Source organism: Anaeromicrobium sediminis, from assembly GCF_002270055.1.
Taxonomy (GTDB): domain Bacteria; phylum Bacillota; class Clostridia; order Peptostreptococcales; family Thermotaleaceae; genus Anaeromicrobium; species Anaeromicrobium sediminis.
The window spans coordinates 58,501-74,364 of record NZ_NIBG01000002.1; the positions used below are offsets into that span (position 1 = coordinate 58,501).

Genomic DNA, 15,864 nt, shown 5'->3' on the forward strand with positions numbered 1-15,864 from the left:
GCCTGAAAAAAAAGAGGTGATTTTGTGGGAAAATATTTTGCAGGTGTTGATATTGGATCAACAACAAGTAAGTGTGTTATTACAGATGAAGCAGGTAATATGTTAGCCTTTAAGTTAACAGATACATTATTTGATAGAGATAAAAGTGGTAAAATAGTTTTTTATGAAGCTTTGGAAGAATCAGGGATTAAAGAAGAAGATATAGCTTATATCGTATCCACTGGATATGGTAGACGTTCATTTTCAATGGCAAATGATGTTACACCAGAAATTATAGCTCACGCAAAAGGGACTGTTAAATTATATCCGGGAACACGTACGATTATTGACATTGGTGGTCAGGATAGTAAGGTTATAGCAATTGACGATTTAGGAATTATCGAGAAATTTGAAATGAATGACAAATGTGCTGCAGGAACAGGGCGTTTTTTTGAAGTTTTGACAAATCGTTTATTAAGTATTGATATGGATGAATTAGGACCTATGTGTTTAAAGGCGACAAATCCTCCAGCAATCAGTAGTATGTGTACCATTTTTGCAGAAAGTGAAATTATATCTATGTTGTCAACGGGTATTCCCAGTGAGGACATTGCCATGGGTATGGCACTGTCTGTAGCCAAAAGAGTTATAGCTATGGGTAAGGCAGGACAAATCAGATATAAGGAGCCTATCATTTTTTCTGGTGGTGTTGCCAATAATGAAGGGGTTAGAAAAGCTTTTTCAGACATATTGAATAAAGAGGTTATTGCGGTTCAAAACCCACAGAATACTGCTGCACTAGGTGCTGCTATGATTGCCATTGCAAAATACAAAGAACAGAAATAATTATATAATTTATGAATAATCTTAATGAATACTTATATAAAGGAGTACGTAATGCTTGAATTAGATAATATTTGCTGGCAGGCAGATGGAAAGAAAATTATAAATAACATTTCTATGAATTTTGAAAAAAATAAAATGTATGCAATAACTGGACCTAATGGAAGTGGTAAATCATCATTGGTAAAGATTATTGCAGGTATTCATAAACAAAGTTCAGGGAATATATATTTGGATGGGAACTGCATTGATTCCCTAAACATTACAAAACGAGCAGGAGAGCATATTGCCTATTCTTTTCAAAGTCCGGTCCTATTTAGAGGTGTCACAGTTTCGGAACTTTTAGATATTGCTATGAAAAATAGCAGAAATCCTTACAACAAAGTGGAGCTATTGTCCTTTGTTGGTTTGGATGCAAGGGTTTATCTAAATCGAAGCATGGACGGCACTCTTTCTGGTGGAGAGCTTAAGCGAATAGAAATTGCCACTGTTTTAGCGAGGAATGCTGAAGTTCTTATTTTAGATGAACCGGAAGCGGGCATTGATTTATGGAGCTTCAAACGTTTCATAGAGACAATCAATAATATACATGAGCATTTTGAAACAACGATTATTATGATTTCTCATCAGGAACGACTTTTAGCAATGACTGATTATGTGATTTATATGAAAAATGGCCGAATTGAACATGTTTATAATCAAGAGTCATTTACCAAACATATGAATGGTGAACGTGATTATGAAGATAAAATAAAATGTATTAACAGGGAGCTGCTTTATGATTAATAATGTAACAACTAATTTAATGAAAAAAATAGCGCAACTGCATGAAATACCCCAGGGAGCTCATAGTATACGTAAAAATGGTGAAGTTGTTTCAATGAATAGTACGGAGCACATTTTAATTACTTCGAAAGAGGATGTAGAAGGTTTAGATATTCGCATATCTAGTGAGTGTCAGAAAGAAAGTCTTCATATGCCTGTAATCATTGAGAATGAAGATATTTCAGAGACTGTATATAATACTTTTTATATTGGTGGTGGTGCTGATGTGACTATTATAGCAGGATGTGGTCTTCATAATGAGGGCAATGAGAGCAACAAGTCAGAACATAATGGTATCCATGAGTTTCATATAGGAAAGTGGGCCAAAGTGACTTATATTGAGACCCATTATGCAAGTGGAACGGTGGAAACTTCAAAGGTTTTGAATCCAAAGACAATTTTTCATATAGAAAAGGATGCCACAGTAACCCTTGAAATGGTTCAATTAGGTGGTGTCAATAAATCCGATAGAGACACTAAAGTTATACTTAAAGATCGTGCTAAGTTGATCATTAGTGAACGGTTAATGACTGAAGATGATCAGATTGCTAAATCAGATATTGTTGTAAATTTAGATGGTAAAGACTCATCTGCACAGATTGTTTCAAGATCCGTAGCAAGGAACAATTCAGAGCAGACATATACCTTTGATTTAGTAGGTAATAATGCATCTAGAGGTCATATTGAATGTGATGCAATCATTATGGATAAGGCTAAAGTCATTTCAAAACCTGTAGTATCAGCATTTCATGCAGATGCAAATTTAGTTCACGAAGCGGCTATAGGAAAAATAGAAGCAGAACAGATTATTAAGCTAATGACTTTAGGAATGACTGAAAAAGAATCAGAAGAGACCATTATTAATGGATTTTTGAAATAGAGGTATAGATTATGGGACAAGAGAAACTTATAAAAATATTTGGAGAACGACCAACACGTATGGATTTACTGAAAGACAGTATCAGTAGAATTGAACTGACTAAGGAAAGTAGAATTCTAGAAGCAGGTTGTTCATTTGGTGACGGTATCGCTTACGCTTGTGAGTATACAGGTGCATCAGGATATGGGATTGATCTATTAGAAGATTATATTGTAAAAGCTAGGGAAAAACATAAAAACATTGATTTTCAAGTTGGTAGTGTTTATGGTTTGTCTTATGATAATGACTTTTTTGACCTTGTTTTTTCTCAAGCGGCCTTTTCGTTATTAAAAGAAAAGGATAAGGCAATTAAAGAATATTATAGGACTCTAAAACCGGGTGGACATGTTATTATTAATGATTTTGTTATTAAGGAAAAGGTTGAGGGGATGGTAATGGAAGAAATGGATTTTATTCCTTGCTTCAATTCAATCGGAACTATTGAAGAATATGTTAATTATTTCAAAGAGGAAGGGTTTAAGGTTGTGCTGGCTGAAGACCGTTACAGTGAGATTGTCCGTACAACTTTGCATTTGTCTAAAGAATATAAATGTACACCAATGGAGATGGCAGCTTTATTTGCACAAATTCTTGGGAATTCTGAAGATTCTGTGCAAAGAAGTCAATGTTTTTTTAATCGAGCAAAAGTAAGCTATGGGCAACTAATATTTAAAAAAGTGTGATGAATATGAAAAGACTATTAAAACAGTTAGGATTTAATGATGAAGAGATAATTTTATATAGTAATGAAATCAGTAGGTTCCAAAAGATACTTAGTTTAACAGAAGATCATATTGAAAAATGTGCAAAGAATTTGAATGTTAATTTTGATTTATCTTTTAAAAGTATTAGGATGCTCTTAAAAGAGTTGTTTACATGTGTGTTTTCAGATTTTAGGAAAATTGAAGATGGGGAGCAGAGCGTGATTCAGATAGCAATTCCTATGCCTAATGCAATACCTGGAGTGGTGAGTCAATTGACTGAGAAGCTTCATGTGAGTTCATCAGAGTATATACTAATTTATTTGGCAGGTATCATTTTTGATGTATATCATCAAATAGGTGGAGAAGGGCCTAATCACTGTAAACGTTGTGGTTTAAATTTATCGAGAGAAACCCTTTATCATAATCCTTTTTATTTGAAACCAAATGGTATCATCACGTGTCTAGGATATTGTGATGAAATTCACAAAGTTGGGGAGCTATTAGAAATTGAACATGGGATACCTCATTATAATCTTACTCAGATTCATGGTATAACCTATGAAAATCAAAAAGAGTATTTGAAGACCGCATTAACCGGTTTTTTAATGGAGATGACAGGGGCATCGGAAGAAGGGGTAATAGAATCTTTAGAGAAAATGAATCAAGGCAATCTTGAAATTAATCTTTTATTAAATAAGATTCAGACACTGACGCTAAAGTCACCACATGTATATGTGACCTTTAATGAAATCTCGATCCTGAACATTTTAAATCTCATTTACTTAGAAGATCATCATAATAAAGCAAAAAATATATTGAAATTGTTCGTAAGGGAGCTAAAGGAAAAGATGAAGGGGGATGCATATATTATGAAAAATCCGATTAGAATTGGATGTATGCATCTTCCATTTACTAATGCCCATATGGATCGTATTTTTAGAGAACATAATGCAGCAGTTGTTGTATCGAGTATGTATGCGAGTGACCCTGAGCCTATACCTTCTGCGAGCATCTTTGATAGATGTCTTAGTCCTTTTTTTAGATATAAAATGCTGACAGAATTAGAAGATAAACGTCGGTTTATAGATAAAATTATTGAAGATTATAGTTTAGATGTTTTTTTATTTGGACAGTTTGAGAATGACCGGGCTCTAGGTGGCAACCAAACTTTAATTATGGAGAACTTGGATCATAAGAATAAAGCCTATTATTTATCAATTCATAACTGGCAAAAGATGGGGCTCAATCATTCAATGAAGCTAGAGAGTTTGGTAGAGGTCATAAAAGAAAGGATGTAAAGACTAATGAAAATATTGGATGTAACGAAGAGCTTATGCCCTTATTGTTTTAAACGTATCGATGCAGATATTGTTGAAGATAATGGAAAGATATATATGGATAAGACCTGTAGCGACCATGGTAAAGTAAGAGTACTTATCTGGTCAGATGCATCTACTTATCAAGAGTGGGGAAAGTATTCAGAACATGCACCTCGTAATGAGGGTGGTCATCCTACCGAAAAAGAATGCCCTTATGATTGTGGATATTGTAATGAACATAGAGGTTCTACTTGTACTTCAGTTATTGAAGTGACTAAACGTTGTAATATGAATTGTAGTGTCTGCTTTGCAAGTGCTAATGCTATAGGCGACAACCTTTCTTTATCTAAAATTCAAGAAATGATTGATTATGTTGCAGAGACACAAGGCTTTTGCTCTCTACAGATATCTGGAGGGGAGCCAACCTTGAGGGATGATCTACCTGAGATTGTTAGCTATGCTAAGAAAATTGGTTTCAAACATGTTCAAGTGAACAGTAATGGTATACGTCTTGCTTCTGATCTAGCCTATGTAAAGAGTTTAGCAGATGCGGGAACGGATTTGATTTATCTTGGGTTTGACGGCATTGATGATGGAATATATGAAAAAATTAGAAATCGTAAAATGATAGATGTTAAGAAAGGCTGTATTGGGAATTGCGAAAAAGCAGGAATTGGTGTCATGCTTGTTCCGGTCATCATTAAAGAAGAGAACGACGATCAAATCGGAAAGATTGTTAAATTTGCAAAAGCACATATGCCTACGGTAAAAGGGATTCATTTTCAGCCAGCAAGTACATTTGGTCGTTATGAAATGACAGAAAATCACGAAAATCGCTATACAATTCCTGATTTGATTCATGACTTAGAAACTCAAACGGATAGGGAAATTATAGCTGATTATATTGTACCACGTAAGAAAAAGAGTCCTTACTGTTCTTTCAGTTCGACTTACTATTTGAATTTTGATAACAATCTTGTGGCTTTGACAAGAAGAGACGGAAATATTAGTCTTAAGGTACCAGTCATGTCTAATTCTAAAATGGAAAAATTTGCACGTAATACTAATAATTTCACAGAGAAATATTGGAAGCAAAATAGTGTAGAGGCTAGTAATAAAGACAGTGAACTTGCCACATTTAGCAAGCGTTTAAGAACTTATAGTTTAAGTATTTCTGCTATGCCTTTTCAGGATGTATGGAATATCGATATTAATCGTGTGAAAGGGTGCTGTGTAAGTGTGATTCATGAAAGCTTAACAACTATACCTCTTTGCCTAAATTACCTAACAGATACTAAGGGTAGAAGGCTGTATGAAGAGGGGGTTTGTTGTTATGAGTCTAATAAATAATGTTGTTAGAGAAACTAAAAGTCTTTGTCCTGATTGTTTAAAGACAATAAAGGCTTCCATTTATGAGAAAAACGGTGCCATGTATATGTATAAAGTTTGTGAAGAACATGGTGAATTTCATACCCTTGTATGGGAGGACACTAAAGAAAATTATTTAGAATGGATTGAGTATGGTGGAGAGGCAAGGGATCAAAATGTAAATAGTAACCCTAGACCTACCACTCACAATTGTCCTCATGACTGTGGAATTTGCAGTGATCATGTTCAGAATATTTCTACTGCTGCGTTGATGACAACTAATGTTTGTGATGTGAATTGTCCAATCTGTTTTACAAAAGATGGCCAACAAGGTGTTTACAAGCCGTCTAATGAAGAATTGCTTAATATGGCTAGTCACTATCAAGACACTTTTTCATCAGAACATCCTATTGAGTTATGTGGTGGAGAACCTACCACTAGAGATGATTTACCTGAATTGGCTAAAGGATTAAGAGAAATGGGATTTGACCATATTCAATTGAATACGAATGGGATTCGCATTTCAAAGGATTTAGATTTCTTAAAAGCACTTAAAGAAAGCGGTGTAACAGTCATTTACTTAGGGTTTGATGGATTTAGTGATAAAGTTTATGAAAAAAAATATGGACGAAAAATGTTGGATGTAAAACTTAAAGCCATTGAGAATTGTAAGACTGCTGAGATTGGTGTTGTTTTAGTTCCTGTTGTCATGAAGGGGGTTAATGATAGTAGTCTTGGGGAAATCATTGAGATTGCTAAGAAGAATATGCCAACGGTAAGAGGGGTTTATTTTCAGCCTGTGAGCTTTTTTGGCAATTATCCCACTGCACCTTCAAATGATGAGCGTATCACCATTCCTGGTGTGTTAAGTTGCTTGGAAGAACAGACCTGTGGCGAAGTTAAGAAGGTACATTTTATGCCGGCAGGAAGTGAACATGCCCTATGTTCTTTTAATGCACTTTATGCGCTTAATAAGGACAATACATTAAAAGCTGTGACTAAGTATGGGCCAAGAGGTATAAACGAAGATAGTGCGAAAAAAGTAAGTGAATTTAATAAGAGATCCTGGAGATATTCTAAGATGAAAACCCTAACCATTGGTGGTATGCATTTTCAGGATGTTTGGAATATAGATGTTGAAAGACTTAGACAATGTCGTCTTTGTATTATAAGTGAAGATGAACGAATTATTCCTCTTTGTACTAAATATGTGACAAGTACAAAGGGAGAAAAACTATATAGTGGAATTTCATAAATTTAATGTTGATTATAGATTTGTCAAAGGAGATAGATGATGAGTGTACATTTACAAGAAGGATTATTTGAACTGTGTGCAAATAGAATAAAAAAAGATGATGAGTTTCAGGCCATTGTATCAAATAAAAATTTTGATGAAATAACTTACGATTTGTTTCAAGAATATAAGTTGTTTCAATTACAACGAACAGTGAAACATGTTTATGAGAACAGCAAGTTTTACCGTAATAAATTAAATGAACTTAGTATTAAACCAGAAGATATTAAGAGTTTAGAAGATATTTCTAAATTACAGTTTACCTTTCCGAATGATTTAAGAAGTGAAGGACAGAACTTTCAATTTTTATGTACATCCCAAAGAGATGTGGAAAAACCTGTTACATTCCATAGTTCAGGGACAACAGGAATCAAAAAGAGGATTTATTTTTCTAAAAAAGATGTACAAAAAATCTTAGACTTCTTGCCACGAGGGATGGAAACTGTGGAAGATCGAGATAAATGTTGTGCCCAAATATTTTTACCTAATGGAGAAGGTAGAGGGATTGCAGCCATGTTGGCGTCAGGTCTTATGAGCTTTGGCATGAGAGCTTGCATATCTGACATGTCAACATCAGCAGAAGATGCAATAAAGGTTTGTAAGGAAAACAAATCTAATGTGTGGTTTGGCGATGCATTTACAATTTATCGCGTGACAAAACAAATGGCAAAGAAAATAGATTTATCAAGTTTAGGCGTTAAAGTTCTATTTTTGACAATGGGTAACATCTCTAGTCCTATGAAGGAGTATCTAGAAAAAACATGGAATTGCCGTGTATCAACACATTATGGTTTGACTGAAATGGGATGGGGACTGGCCGTTGATTGTGATATTTGTGATGGATATCATTACAATGAGTTAGATGTTATTGCAGAAGTAGTCGATCCCGAAACAGGAGAATTGCTACCTGAAGGCGAAATAGGTGAACTAGTCTTAACATCTATTGCAAGAGATGCTATGCCCCTTATTCGTTTTAGAACAGGTGATATATCTGCTTTAGAAAAACCAGAGTGTGGTTATGACTTAGAAGTTATGAAGCATATAGTGTCTCGTCTTGAAGGTAGTTATCAACTTCCTGGGGGAACGAAAATTAATCCACCTATATTAGAGGAAGCCATTTTCAATGTAGAAGAAATTGTTGATTATCAAGCTTTTATGAAAGAAGATCGACTTTACCTGAAAGTTGAAACAGTGGATTTAGACGAATGGGGTGTTGATGAAGTAAAAGTTAAGGAGCAACTTATAGAAGAAATTTTACAGCTGGAAGCTTTTAAAAATAGCCATGAACCTAGTATAGAATTATTAGAACCAAACAGTTTGAAACCATTTGTGTATGAAAAAAAACGTATTTTACATTTTGAAAAAATCGAAAGATAAGGTGAGTATGATGGGTGATTTTACGCCAATGGAATGTGTAGAGAAAATAAATGAGATATGTCTAACGAGCAATTCATTGAGTATTTTTGAACTAGGGAATAAATTGTTAACCTTAGATTGTGTAAGGATGCATGGTCCAGAGCATCATTATTTGATATCAGCAGCTGTTATAACAGTTTACTGCAACGGTACAAAGAAAGAAGCATTAAAACAGAAGATGTTAGATAAGGCGTTGCACCGAGCAAATCTTATTCAACCTGGATCTTGTGGTTATTTTGGTGTTTGTGGCGCTTCAATGGCTGTAGGTAGTGCTATTAGTCTGATTGAAAATGTGACTCCATATAAGAAAAAAGAGTTAATGGCACTAGGTAAAATTACATTGAGGAGTCAATCAAAAATAGCAAACTATATGGGACCTCGTTGTTGTAAGCGAGCTACATATGTTGCTTTAGAGGATACTCACAACTGGCTTGAAGAACAGTTCCAATTAGCGGGTAATAGGATAAATAATTATGGGTCAAAGTTTGTATGTGGGTTTTCAAACAGTAATGATACATGTCTGAAAGGTGCTTGTAAATATTATAACCTTTAAGAAATAGTTACTGCCCGATACTGTAACAGAACATTGAATGATTTACATTAGATGGAGAATAGAATTTTAGTTAACTCAGTTTGTAATATATTGGCTATTGTATTTATCAAGTTCAAAATTGAGCCACTTTGCATAAAAAAATTAAGTGTTACTTTCAATCCAATCTTTAGTTTCTTTAATTCTACTTATTAAAGGATAAATTTCATGTTACTATAGTGGGCTTTTTCTCTAAGCGTAGAGAGAAATATGTGAATAAAAGCTCACTACCTTCCTTATGGAACCATATATAACCTAGCTCATCTGCTATACTAAATCATATTGTCTCTGTTGAATTAAATATATACGAAATACTTTCATCTGACAACTATCCTAACACAGGAATATATTTTAGACAAAGTTTATTGTAATCTACATATGAAAATAAAGAGGGGTTTTATGGAATTTTCCATAGAACCTCTTTTTAAAAAGAAAAAATATATAGAGAAACTATATCTAAGCCGAATGTATAGGCACCTACTTCAGTTCAATAAATCAGAAATATTTTCAAAGGTAAGTCACTATCAGATAATAGAGTGTAAATCTTATAGTTAGGATAGAAGGTTCATAATTGTTTACAGCATAGGATGTTCTGATGTTCCACCTTGTGAAAAATTTATGATTTATTTCACCTTGTAGGTGAGCAGAGTTTATTGAGTTTGAAAGTCGTTTATCCATATATGTATGATATAATTTCATGGAGGCATAAGTATTAAAAAATATGAATTGTGCCAGTGAAAAGGTGATAAAATGGGTAATTTTGTGAAGATATCTGTAAGAGGGTTAGTTGAATATGTATTAAGACGAGGGAGTATAGATTCTACCTTTGTGGGAACTAGTGTGTTAGTAGAGGGAGTTCGTGCCCATCAGAAGATACAGGGTAAGCAAGGGGATAATTATGAAAGTGAAGTATCTTTAAAGATGGACATATCCTATAAGGATTCTTTTTTTAAGATAGAAGGACGTTGTGATGGAATAATTAAGGAAGATGTAATTATTATAGATGAAATAAAGTCCACAAGGAGAGAACTTGAGTATATAGAGGAAGACCACAATGAAGTATATTGGGGACAGGGAAAAGTTTATGCTTATATGTATGCTAAGGAAAATAATATTGAAAATATAAAAGTTCAATTAACTTATATGAATATAAATACGGAAGAGGAAAAGAGGTTCATAAAGGAATTTACTATAGATGAATTAGAAGAGTTTATTTATTATCTATTGGAAGAATATAAGATATATGCAGATCTTAGAATGGACATGGAAGAAAAAAGGCAAAATACCATTAAGGATTTAGACTTTCCATTTCCCTCATATAGGAAAGGTCAAAGGGAATTGGCCGTGAGCATTTATAAGACCATAAGAAATGAAAAGAGAATATTTGCAAAGGCCCCTACAGGAACAGGTAAAACCATATCTACCCTGTTTCCAGCCATAAAGGCATTAGGGGAGAATAAGATAGAAAAGATCATATATTTAACTGCTAAGACCATAACTAAAAAGGTGGCAGAGGAAACTTTAAATATATTATTGAGTAAGGGGCTAAGTTGTAAAAGTACAACTATTACGGCTAAAGAGAAAATCTGTTTTATGGATGAAGTTAATTGTAATAAGGAACACTGTCACTATGCAGATGGATATTATAATAAGTTAAATAAGGCAATTATAGATATATTTGAAAATGAAAATATGATGGATAGGGAAACTATAGAAAAATATAGTGAGAAGCACGGAGTGTGCCCCTTTGAATTTTCCCTGGATTTATCTCTATTATCTCCCATAGTGGTCTGTGATTATAATTATTTTTTTGACCCTAGAGCATCTTTGAAGAGATTAAATGAAGAAAATAAAAACTCCTATGGAGTATTAATAGATGAGGCTCATAATCTGGTGGATAGGTCAAGGGAAATGTTTTCTGCATCTTTAAATAAATCGGATTTCTTAGATTTAAAGAGAAAGTTTAAAAATAAGGATAAGGATATGCACAGACATTTGAATAAAATAAATTCTTACATGATAGATTTGAGAAAGGAAAGGGAAGAGAAATCCTTTACTAAGAAGGACAAGCCAAAGGATATTAATAGATTTCTAAATGGGTTTGTAAGTAAAGCTGAAAAGTGGCTTATGGATAATAAGGGAGATGAAGATTATAAGGAAGTATTAGACTTGTATTTTAATTGTAACTCCTTTGTAAGAATACTAAAGTTGTATGATGAAAGATATATAACCTATGTGGAGAAAAGTAAAAGTGAAGTTACTTTAAAGTTATTTTGCTTAGATCCATCCCATTTATTAAGGGAGATTACTAAAAATAATAGAGCAACCATATTTTTTTCAGCCACCCTGTCTCCCATGAAATATTATAAGGAAGTATTAGGCTCAGATGAGGATGATTATAATGTGATGCTACCATTTCCCTTTGATAGGGACAATATAAAGGTATATATAAATAAAGTTTCTACAAGATATAAGGATAGGGAAAATACTTATGAAAAAATAGTAAATACTATAAGTGATACTCTAAATAAGGAACCTGGAAATACTCTAATATTTTTTCCTTCTTATAGTTATATGTATAGGATATATGAGATTTTCATAGAAAAGCATGGTCATATGAATATTATAGTTCAGGACAATCACATGAGTGAAGAAGAGCGGGAAGAGTTTTTAGAGGAATTTAGTAAGGATGAAAGGGTAATAGGTTTTGCCGTACTAGGAGGAATCTTTTCTGAAGGAATAGATTTAAGGGAAGAAAAGTTAGAAGGGGTAATAATTGTAGGAGTGGGACTTCCGCAATTATGTTTTGAAAGAAATATTATTAAGGAGTATTATGACTCTAATGAACAATGGGGATATGATTATTCTTATGTATATCCAGGAATGAATAAGGTTTTACAGGCTGGAGGAAGGCTAATTCGTACTGAAAGGGATAAGGGATTTTTACTTTTAATGGACGATAGATTTTTAACTGGTAAGTATCAGAATATGATTCCTTATGAATGGAAAAACTTTAAATTAATATAGATATTAAGGTTTTCATGCAGTTTACTATATAAACCCTTTATTAAAAAAATTTTCCATGTTATAATGAGTAGAAATTTAAGAATAAAAAGGAGTAATTTATGATAGAGTTAGGTAAAATACAAAAGTTAGAGGTATTAAGAGATACATCCGTTGGTATGTATTTAAATGCTAAAGATGAACTAGATGATACGGGAGTACTTCTTCCTACGAAGCAAATTCCAGAGGGAACTGAAATTGGTGATGAGATAGAAGTATTTGTATACAGAGACTCAGAAGATAGAATAATTTGTACAACTAATAGTCCAAAGTTAACATTAGGTGAGATGGAGTATTTAGAAGTGGTTGATACTTCTAAAATAGGAGCTTTCCTAGATTGGGGACTTGAGAAGGATTTATTCTTACCCTTTAATGAAATGACTAATAAGGTTGTAAAGGGAAGAAAGTACTTAGTAAGTTTATATATAGATAAAAGTGATAGACTTTCTGCCACTATGAATATAGGTGATTTCCTAGAGTTAGAAGGGCCTTTTAATCCGGGAGATAAGGTAGATGGAATTATCTATGAGGTTACTAGGGAAAGGGCTTTAGTTGCTATAGATAGGAAGTATCATGGTGTTATATTAGGTCATGACTTATATGGAGACTTTAGATGTGGTAATGAGATAAATGCTAGGGTAGTGGATACTAGAAAAGACGGAAAGATTAGACTTAGTCTTAGAAAATTAGCCTTTAAACAAATGGGAACTGATGCAGATACCATATTAGAAAGATTAAAGCAATATGGTGGAACTATGTATCTACATGATAAAAGTGACCCAGAACATATTAAGGACGAGTTACAAATGAGTAAAAAGGGATTTAAAAGGGCTGTAGGAAAACTTTTAAAGGAGAATAAGATAGAGTTTATTGAAGGTGGAATGAAATTAAAATAATAGAATATAGTATGAGGCAGCCTTGGGGCTGTCTTATTTTTGTGGGCAGAGGAGATTAATTATAATCTAAGAGTATGTGAACCTACTACGTTGAAATAATTCAAAACGTTTCAGAGGTAAGTCACTGTCAGATGACAGAGTGTAAATCTTATAGTTAAGGTACATGATCATAATTGTTTGCAGCAGGGGATATACTGACGTTCCACCTGCTGAAAAATTTTTGAATTATTTCAACTTGTAGGTGCTAAAGTTTATTTGCTTGTTTACGACATAGGATGGTTTTATTACTGTCTTATTTTTGTGTCATTTTATAAAGGAAACTGTAAATGAGAATAGAATATTAATTAAAGGGGGCGATGAGATGAAATATGATTTTCATGAGATAATAGACAGAAGTGAAAATAATTCTTTAAAATATGATGAGTTAGATAGTATGTTTGGAAGGAAAGATCTATATTCCCTTTGGGTGGCAGATATGGACTTTAAGGTGGCACCAGCAATACAAAAGGCCCTAGAGGATAAGGTTAAGGAAGGTATATATGGTTATACATCAAGACCTGACTCTTATTATGGTAGTATGGTTAATTGGTATAATAGAAGATATAATTGGAATATAGATAAAGATTTAGTACTTCACAGTCCATCGGTAGTAAGTTCTTTAAGTCTTATGGTACAAGAATTTACTAAGCCAGGAGATAAGATTATTATCCAACCTCCTGTATATTATCCTTTTTCCAATGTTGTAAAAAATCATGGGAGAAAGCTTGTATTAAATCCATTAAAAGAGGTGGATGGAAAATACTATATGGACTATGAGGATTTAGAAGAAAAAATAGATGAGAACACTAAATTATTAATACTTTGTAACCCTCACAATCCAGTAGGTAGAGTCTGGACTAAAGAGGAGTTAGAAAAGTTAGGGAATATATGTATTAAAAAGGGAGTAAAGATAGTATCAGATGAAATCCATGGAGATTTAACTTTGTGGGGGAGAAGATATACTCCATTAGGAAGTATAAGTGAAGAATTTAGGAAAAATACTATAACTTGTTTATCTACTAGTAAAACTTTTAATTTAGCAGGGGTTCAAGCATCTTTCATAGTTGTTCCTGATAAGGAGGATTTTGAAAAACTAGATAGGGTAATGGGATTATATGATGTGAGCCGAAATAATTGTTTTAGTTTGGTGGCTGTGGAAGCAGCTCTAACCCATGGTGAAGAGTGGTTAGAAGAATTACTAGTATACTTAGGAGAAAATATAGAATTTTTAATAGACTATTGTAAAAACCATATGCCAAAGATTGTTCCTAATAAACCGGAAGGTACTTACTTAGTTTGGCTAGATTGTAGTAATCTTAATATGACTACTAAAGAGTTAGATGACTTTATGATAAATAAGGCAAAGGTAGCCCTAGATTCAGGCTTTTGGTTTGGCAGGGAAGGAAAAAAATATATGAGAATCAATGTGGCCTGCTCAAGGGAGCTTATAAAGATGGCATTAGATAGCATGAAAAGGGCATATGATCAATTATAAAAGGGGGAATGTAGGTATGAATATACCAGAGAAATTAAGTTTAGGAAATTTACCAACTAAAATAGAACCCTTAGAAAAATTATCTAAAGTAATAGGCGGACCTAATATATACATAAAAAGGGATGACCAAACGGGTCTTGAAGTATCTGGTAATAAAGTGAGAAAGCTTGAATTTGCAGTGAAAGAGGCTATTGATAGGGGTTGTGATACTTTAATCACTTGTGGTGGCGTTCAGTCTAATCATTGTAGGGCCACAGCAGCAGTGGCTGCAAAGCTTGGACTTAAGTGCTATTTAGTATTAAGGGGAAATGAAGAAGAGGATTTAGATGGTAATTATTTTTTAGATAGGTTATTGGGAGCTAAAATAAAGTTCATAAGTAAAGAAGAGTATCAATATGATAGAGAAGAAATAATAGATAATTTAAAGAAAAAATTAGAAAATAATGGTTATAAACCTTACATAATTCCTATGGGTGCTTCTAATGGAATCGGAAACTTTGGTTATTTTAATTGTATGAAGGAAATTGAACAGCAGGAAAAAGAGCTGGGAATAGAGTTTGATGCAGTAGTTGCAACGGTAGGTTCTGGTAGTACCTATGGTGGATTATTATTATATAACAAATATAAGAATAGGGATTCTAAGGTATATGGTATAAACATATGCGACAATGCCTACCACTTTAAAAAAGTAATTAAGGAAATTATAGATGAAAGTTTAGAGTATGTGGAAGAACAGATAGATATTAGTGAAGAGGATATAAACATTATAGATGGGTATGCAGGCCTTGGATATGCCATTAGTCAAGATGAAGAATTGGAGTTTATAAAATATTTGGCAAGGCTTGAAGGGGTAATACTAGACCCTGTTTATACAGGAAAGGCCATGTATGGACTTGCTAAGGAAATAAAAGATGGCAATTTAGGTGAACACAAAAATATATTGTTCATTCATACTGGTGGTTTATTTGGATTATTTCCTAAGAGGAATATGATGAAGTTATAAGGGATATGATAAATTCATATCCCTTATTTTTTTTAAATTTTAATTAAGGTTGTTATATGTCCAATAAAATGTTATATTTATAAGGTTGATAACAAAGAAGGGACGATTGATT

13 protein-coding genes are annotated in these 15,864 nt (G+C 33.3%); all 13 read left to right on the plus strand.

Annotated features, from left to right (window positions below; genetic code table 11):
- Positions 1 to 24: 24 nt before the first annotated feature.
- The 13 genes from CCE28_RS03210 to CCE28_RS03275 all read left to right on the plus strand — a co-directional run bounded on the left by CCE28_RS03210 (position 25) and on the right by CCE28_RS03275 (position 15,752).
- Complete coding sequence (locus CCE28_RS03210) at positions 25 to 825, plus strand: acyl-CoA dehydratase activase (RefSeq protein WP_095130938.1); 801 nt, start codon at positions 25 to 27, stop codon at positions 823 to 825.
- A 51-nt stretch (positions 826 to 876) separates the two neighbouring features.
- On the plus strand, positions 877 to 1,608 hold the full coding sequence (locus CCE28_RS03215) for an ABC transporter ATP-binding protein (RefSeq protein ID WP_176461639.1): 732 nt from the start codon (positions 877 to 879) through the stop codon (positions 1,606 to 1,608).
- Entirely contained in the window at positions 1,601 to 2,527 is a 927-nt protein-coding gene (locus CCE28_RS03220; protein ID WP_095130942.1) for a SufB/SufD family protein, read from the plus strand. Before CCE28_RS03215 ends, CCE28_RS03220 begins: the two co-directional genes overlap by 8 nt.
- An 11-nt stretch (positions 2,528 to 2,538) precedes the next feature.
- Positions 2,539 to 3,249: a class I SAM-dependent methyltransferase gene (locus CCE28_RS03225; protein WP_095130943.1), complete on the plus strand. Its 711-nt coding sequence runs from the start codon at positions 2,539 to 2,541 to the stop codon at positions 3,247 to 3,249.
- Between the two features lie 5 nt (positions 3,250 to 3,254).
- Positions 3,255 to 4,568, plus strand: coding sequence for a 2-hydroxyacyl-CoA dehydratase (locus tag CCE28_RS03230; protein WP_095130945.1), 1,314 nt, complete (start codon positions 3,255 to 3,257; stop codon positions 4,566 to 4,568).
- A gap of 6 nt (positions 4,569 to 4,574) precedes the next feature.
- A complete protein-coding gene (gene trsS / locus CCE28_RS03235; RefSeq protein WP_095130947.1) occupies positions 4,575 to 5,939 on the plus strand; it encodes a radical SAM (seleno)protein TrsS in 1,365 nt (454 codons plus the stop codon).
- The gene (locus CCE28_RS03240; protein ID WP_176461640.1) at positions 5,923 to 7,212 is read left to right on the plus strand and encodes a radical SAM protein; all 1,290 of its coding nucleotides are present in this window, start codon (positions 5,923 to 5,925) and stop codon (positions 7,210 to 7,212) included. Before trsS ends, CCE28_RS03240 begins: the two co-directional genes overlap by 17 nt.
- Before the next feature lie 39 nt (positions 7,213 to 7,251).
- Positions 7,252 to 8,628 carry a DVU_1553 family AMP-dependent CoA ligase gene (locus tag CCE28_RS03245; RefSeq protein ID WP_176461641.1) on the plus strand — a complete coding sequence of 459 codons (1,377 nt, stop codon included), beginning with the start codon at positions 7,252 to 7,254 and terminating at the stop codon, positions 8,626 to 8,628.
- 10 nt (positions 8,629 to 8,638) lie between these two features.
- Positions 8,639 to 9,220, plus strand: coding sequence for a DUF5714 domain-containing protein (locus tag CCE28_RS03250; RefSeq protein ID WP_095130953.1), 582 nt, complete (start codon positions 8,639 to 8,641; stop codon positions 9,218 to 9,220).
- A gap of 786 nt (positions 9,221 to 10,006) precedes the next feature.
- The gene (locus CCE28_RS03260) at positions 10,007 to 12,283 is read left to right on the plus strand and encodes an ATP-dependent DNA helicase (RefSeq protein ID WP_095130956.1); all 2,277 of its coding nucleotides are present in this window, start codon (positions 10,007 to 10,009) and stop codon (positions 12,281 to 12,283) included.
- 98 nt (positions 12,284 to 12,381) lie between these two features.
- Complete coding sequence (locus CCE28_RS03265; RefSeq protein ID WP_095130958.1) at positions 12,382 to 13,215, plus strand: CvfB family protein; 834 nt, start codon at positions 12,382 to 12,384, stop codon at positions 13,213 to 13,215.
- Between the two features lie 361 nt (positions 13,216 to 13,576).
- Positions 13,577 to 14,749 (plus strand): MalY/PatB family protein, encoded by a 1,173-nt coding sequence (locus CCE28_RS03270; RefSeq protein ID WP_095130960.1) that lies wholly within the window; start codon positions 13,577 to 13,579, stop codon positions 14,747 to 14,749.
- A gap of 16 nt (positions 14,750 to 14,765) precedes the next feature.
- A complete protein-coding gene (locus tag CCE28_RS03275) occupies positions 14,766 to 15,752 on the plus strand; it encodes a D-cysteine desulfhydrase family protein (protein ID WP_095130962.1) in 987 nt (328 codons plus the stop codon).
- Positions 15,753 to 15,864: the final 112 nt, after the last annotated feature.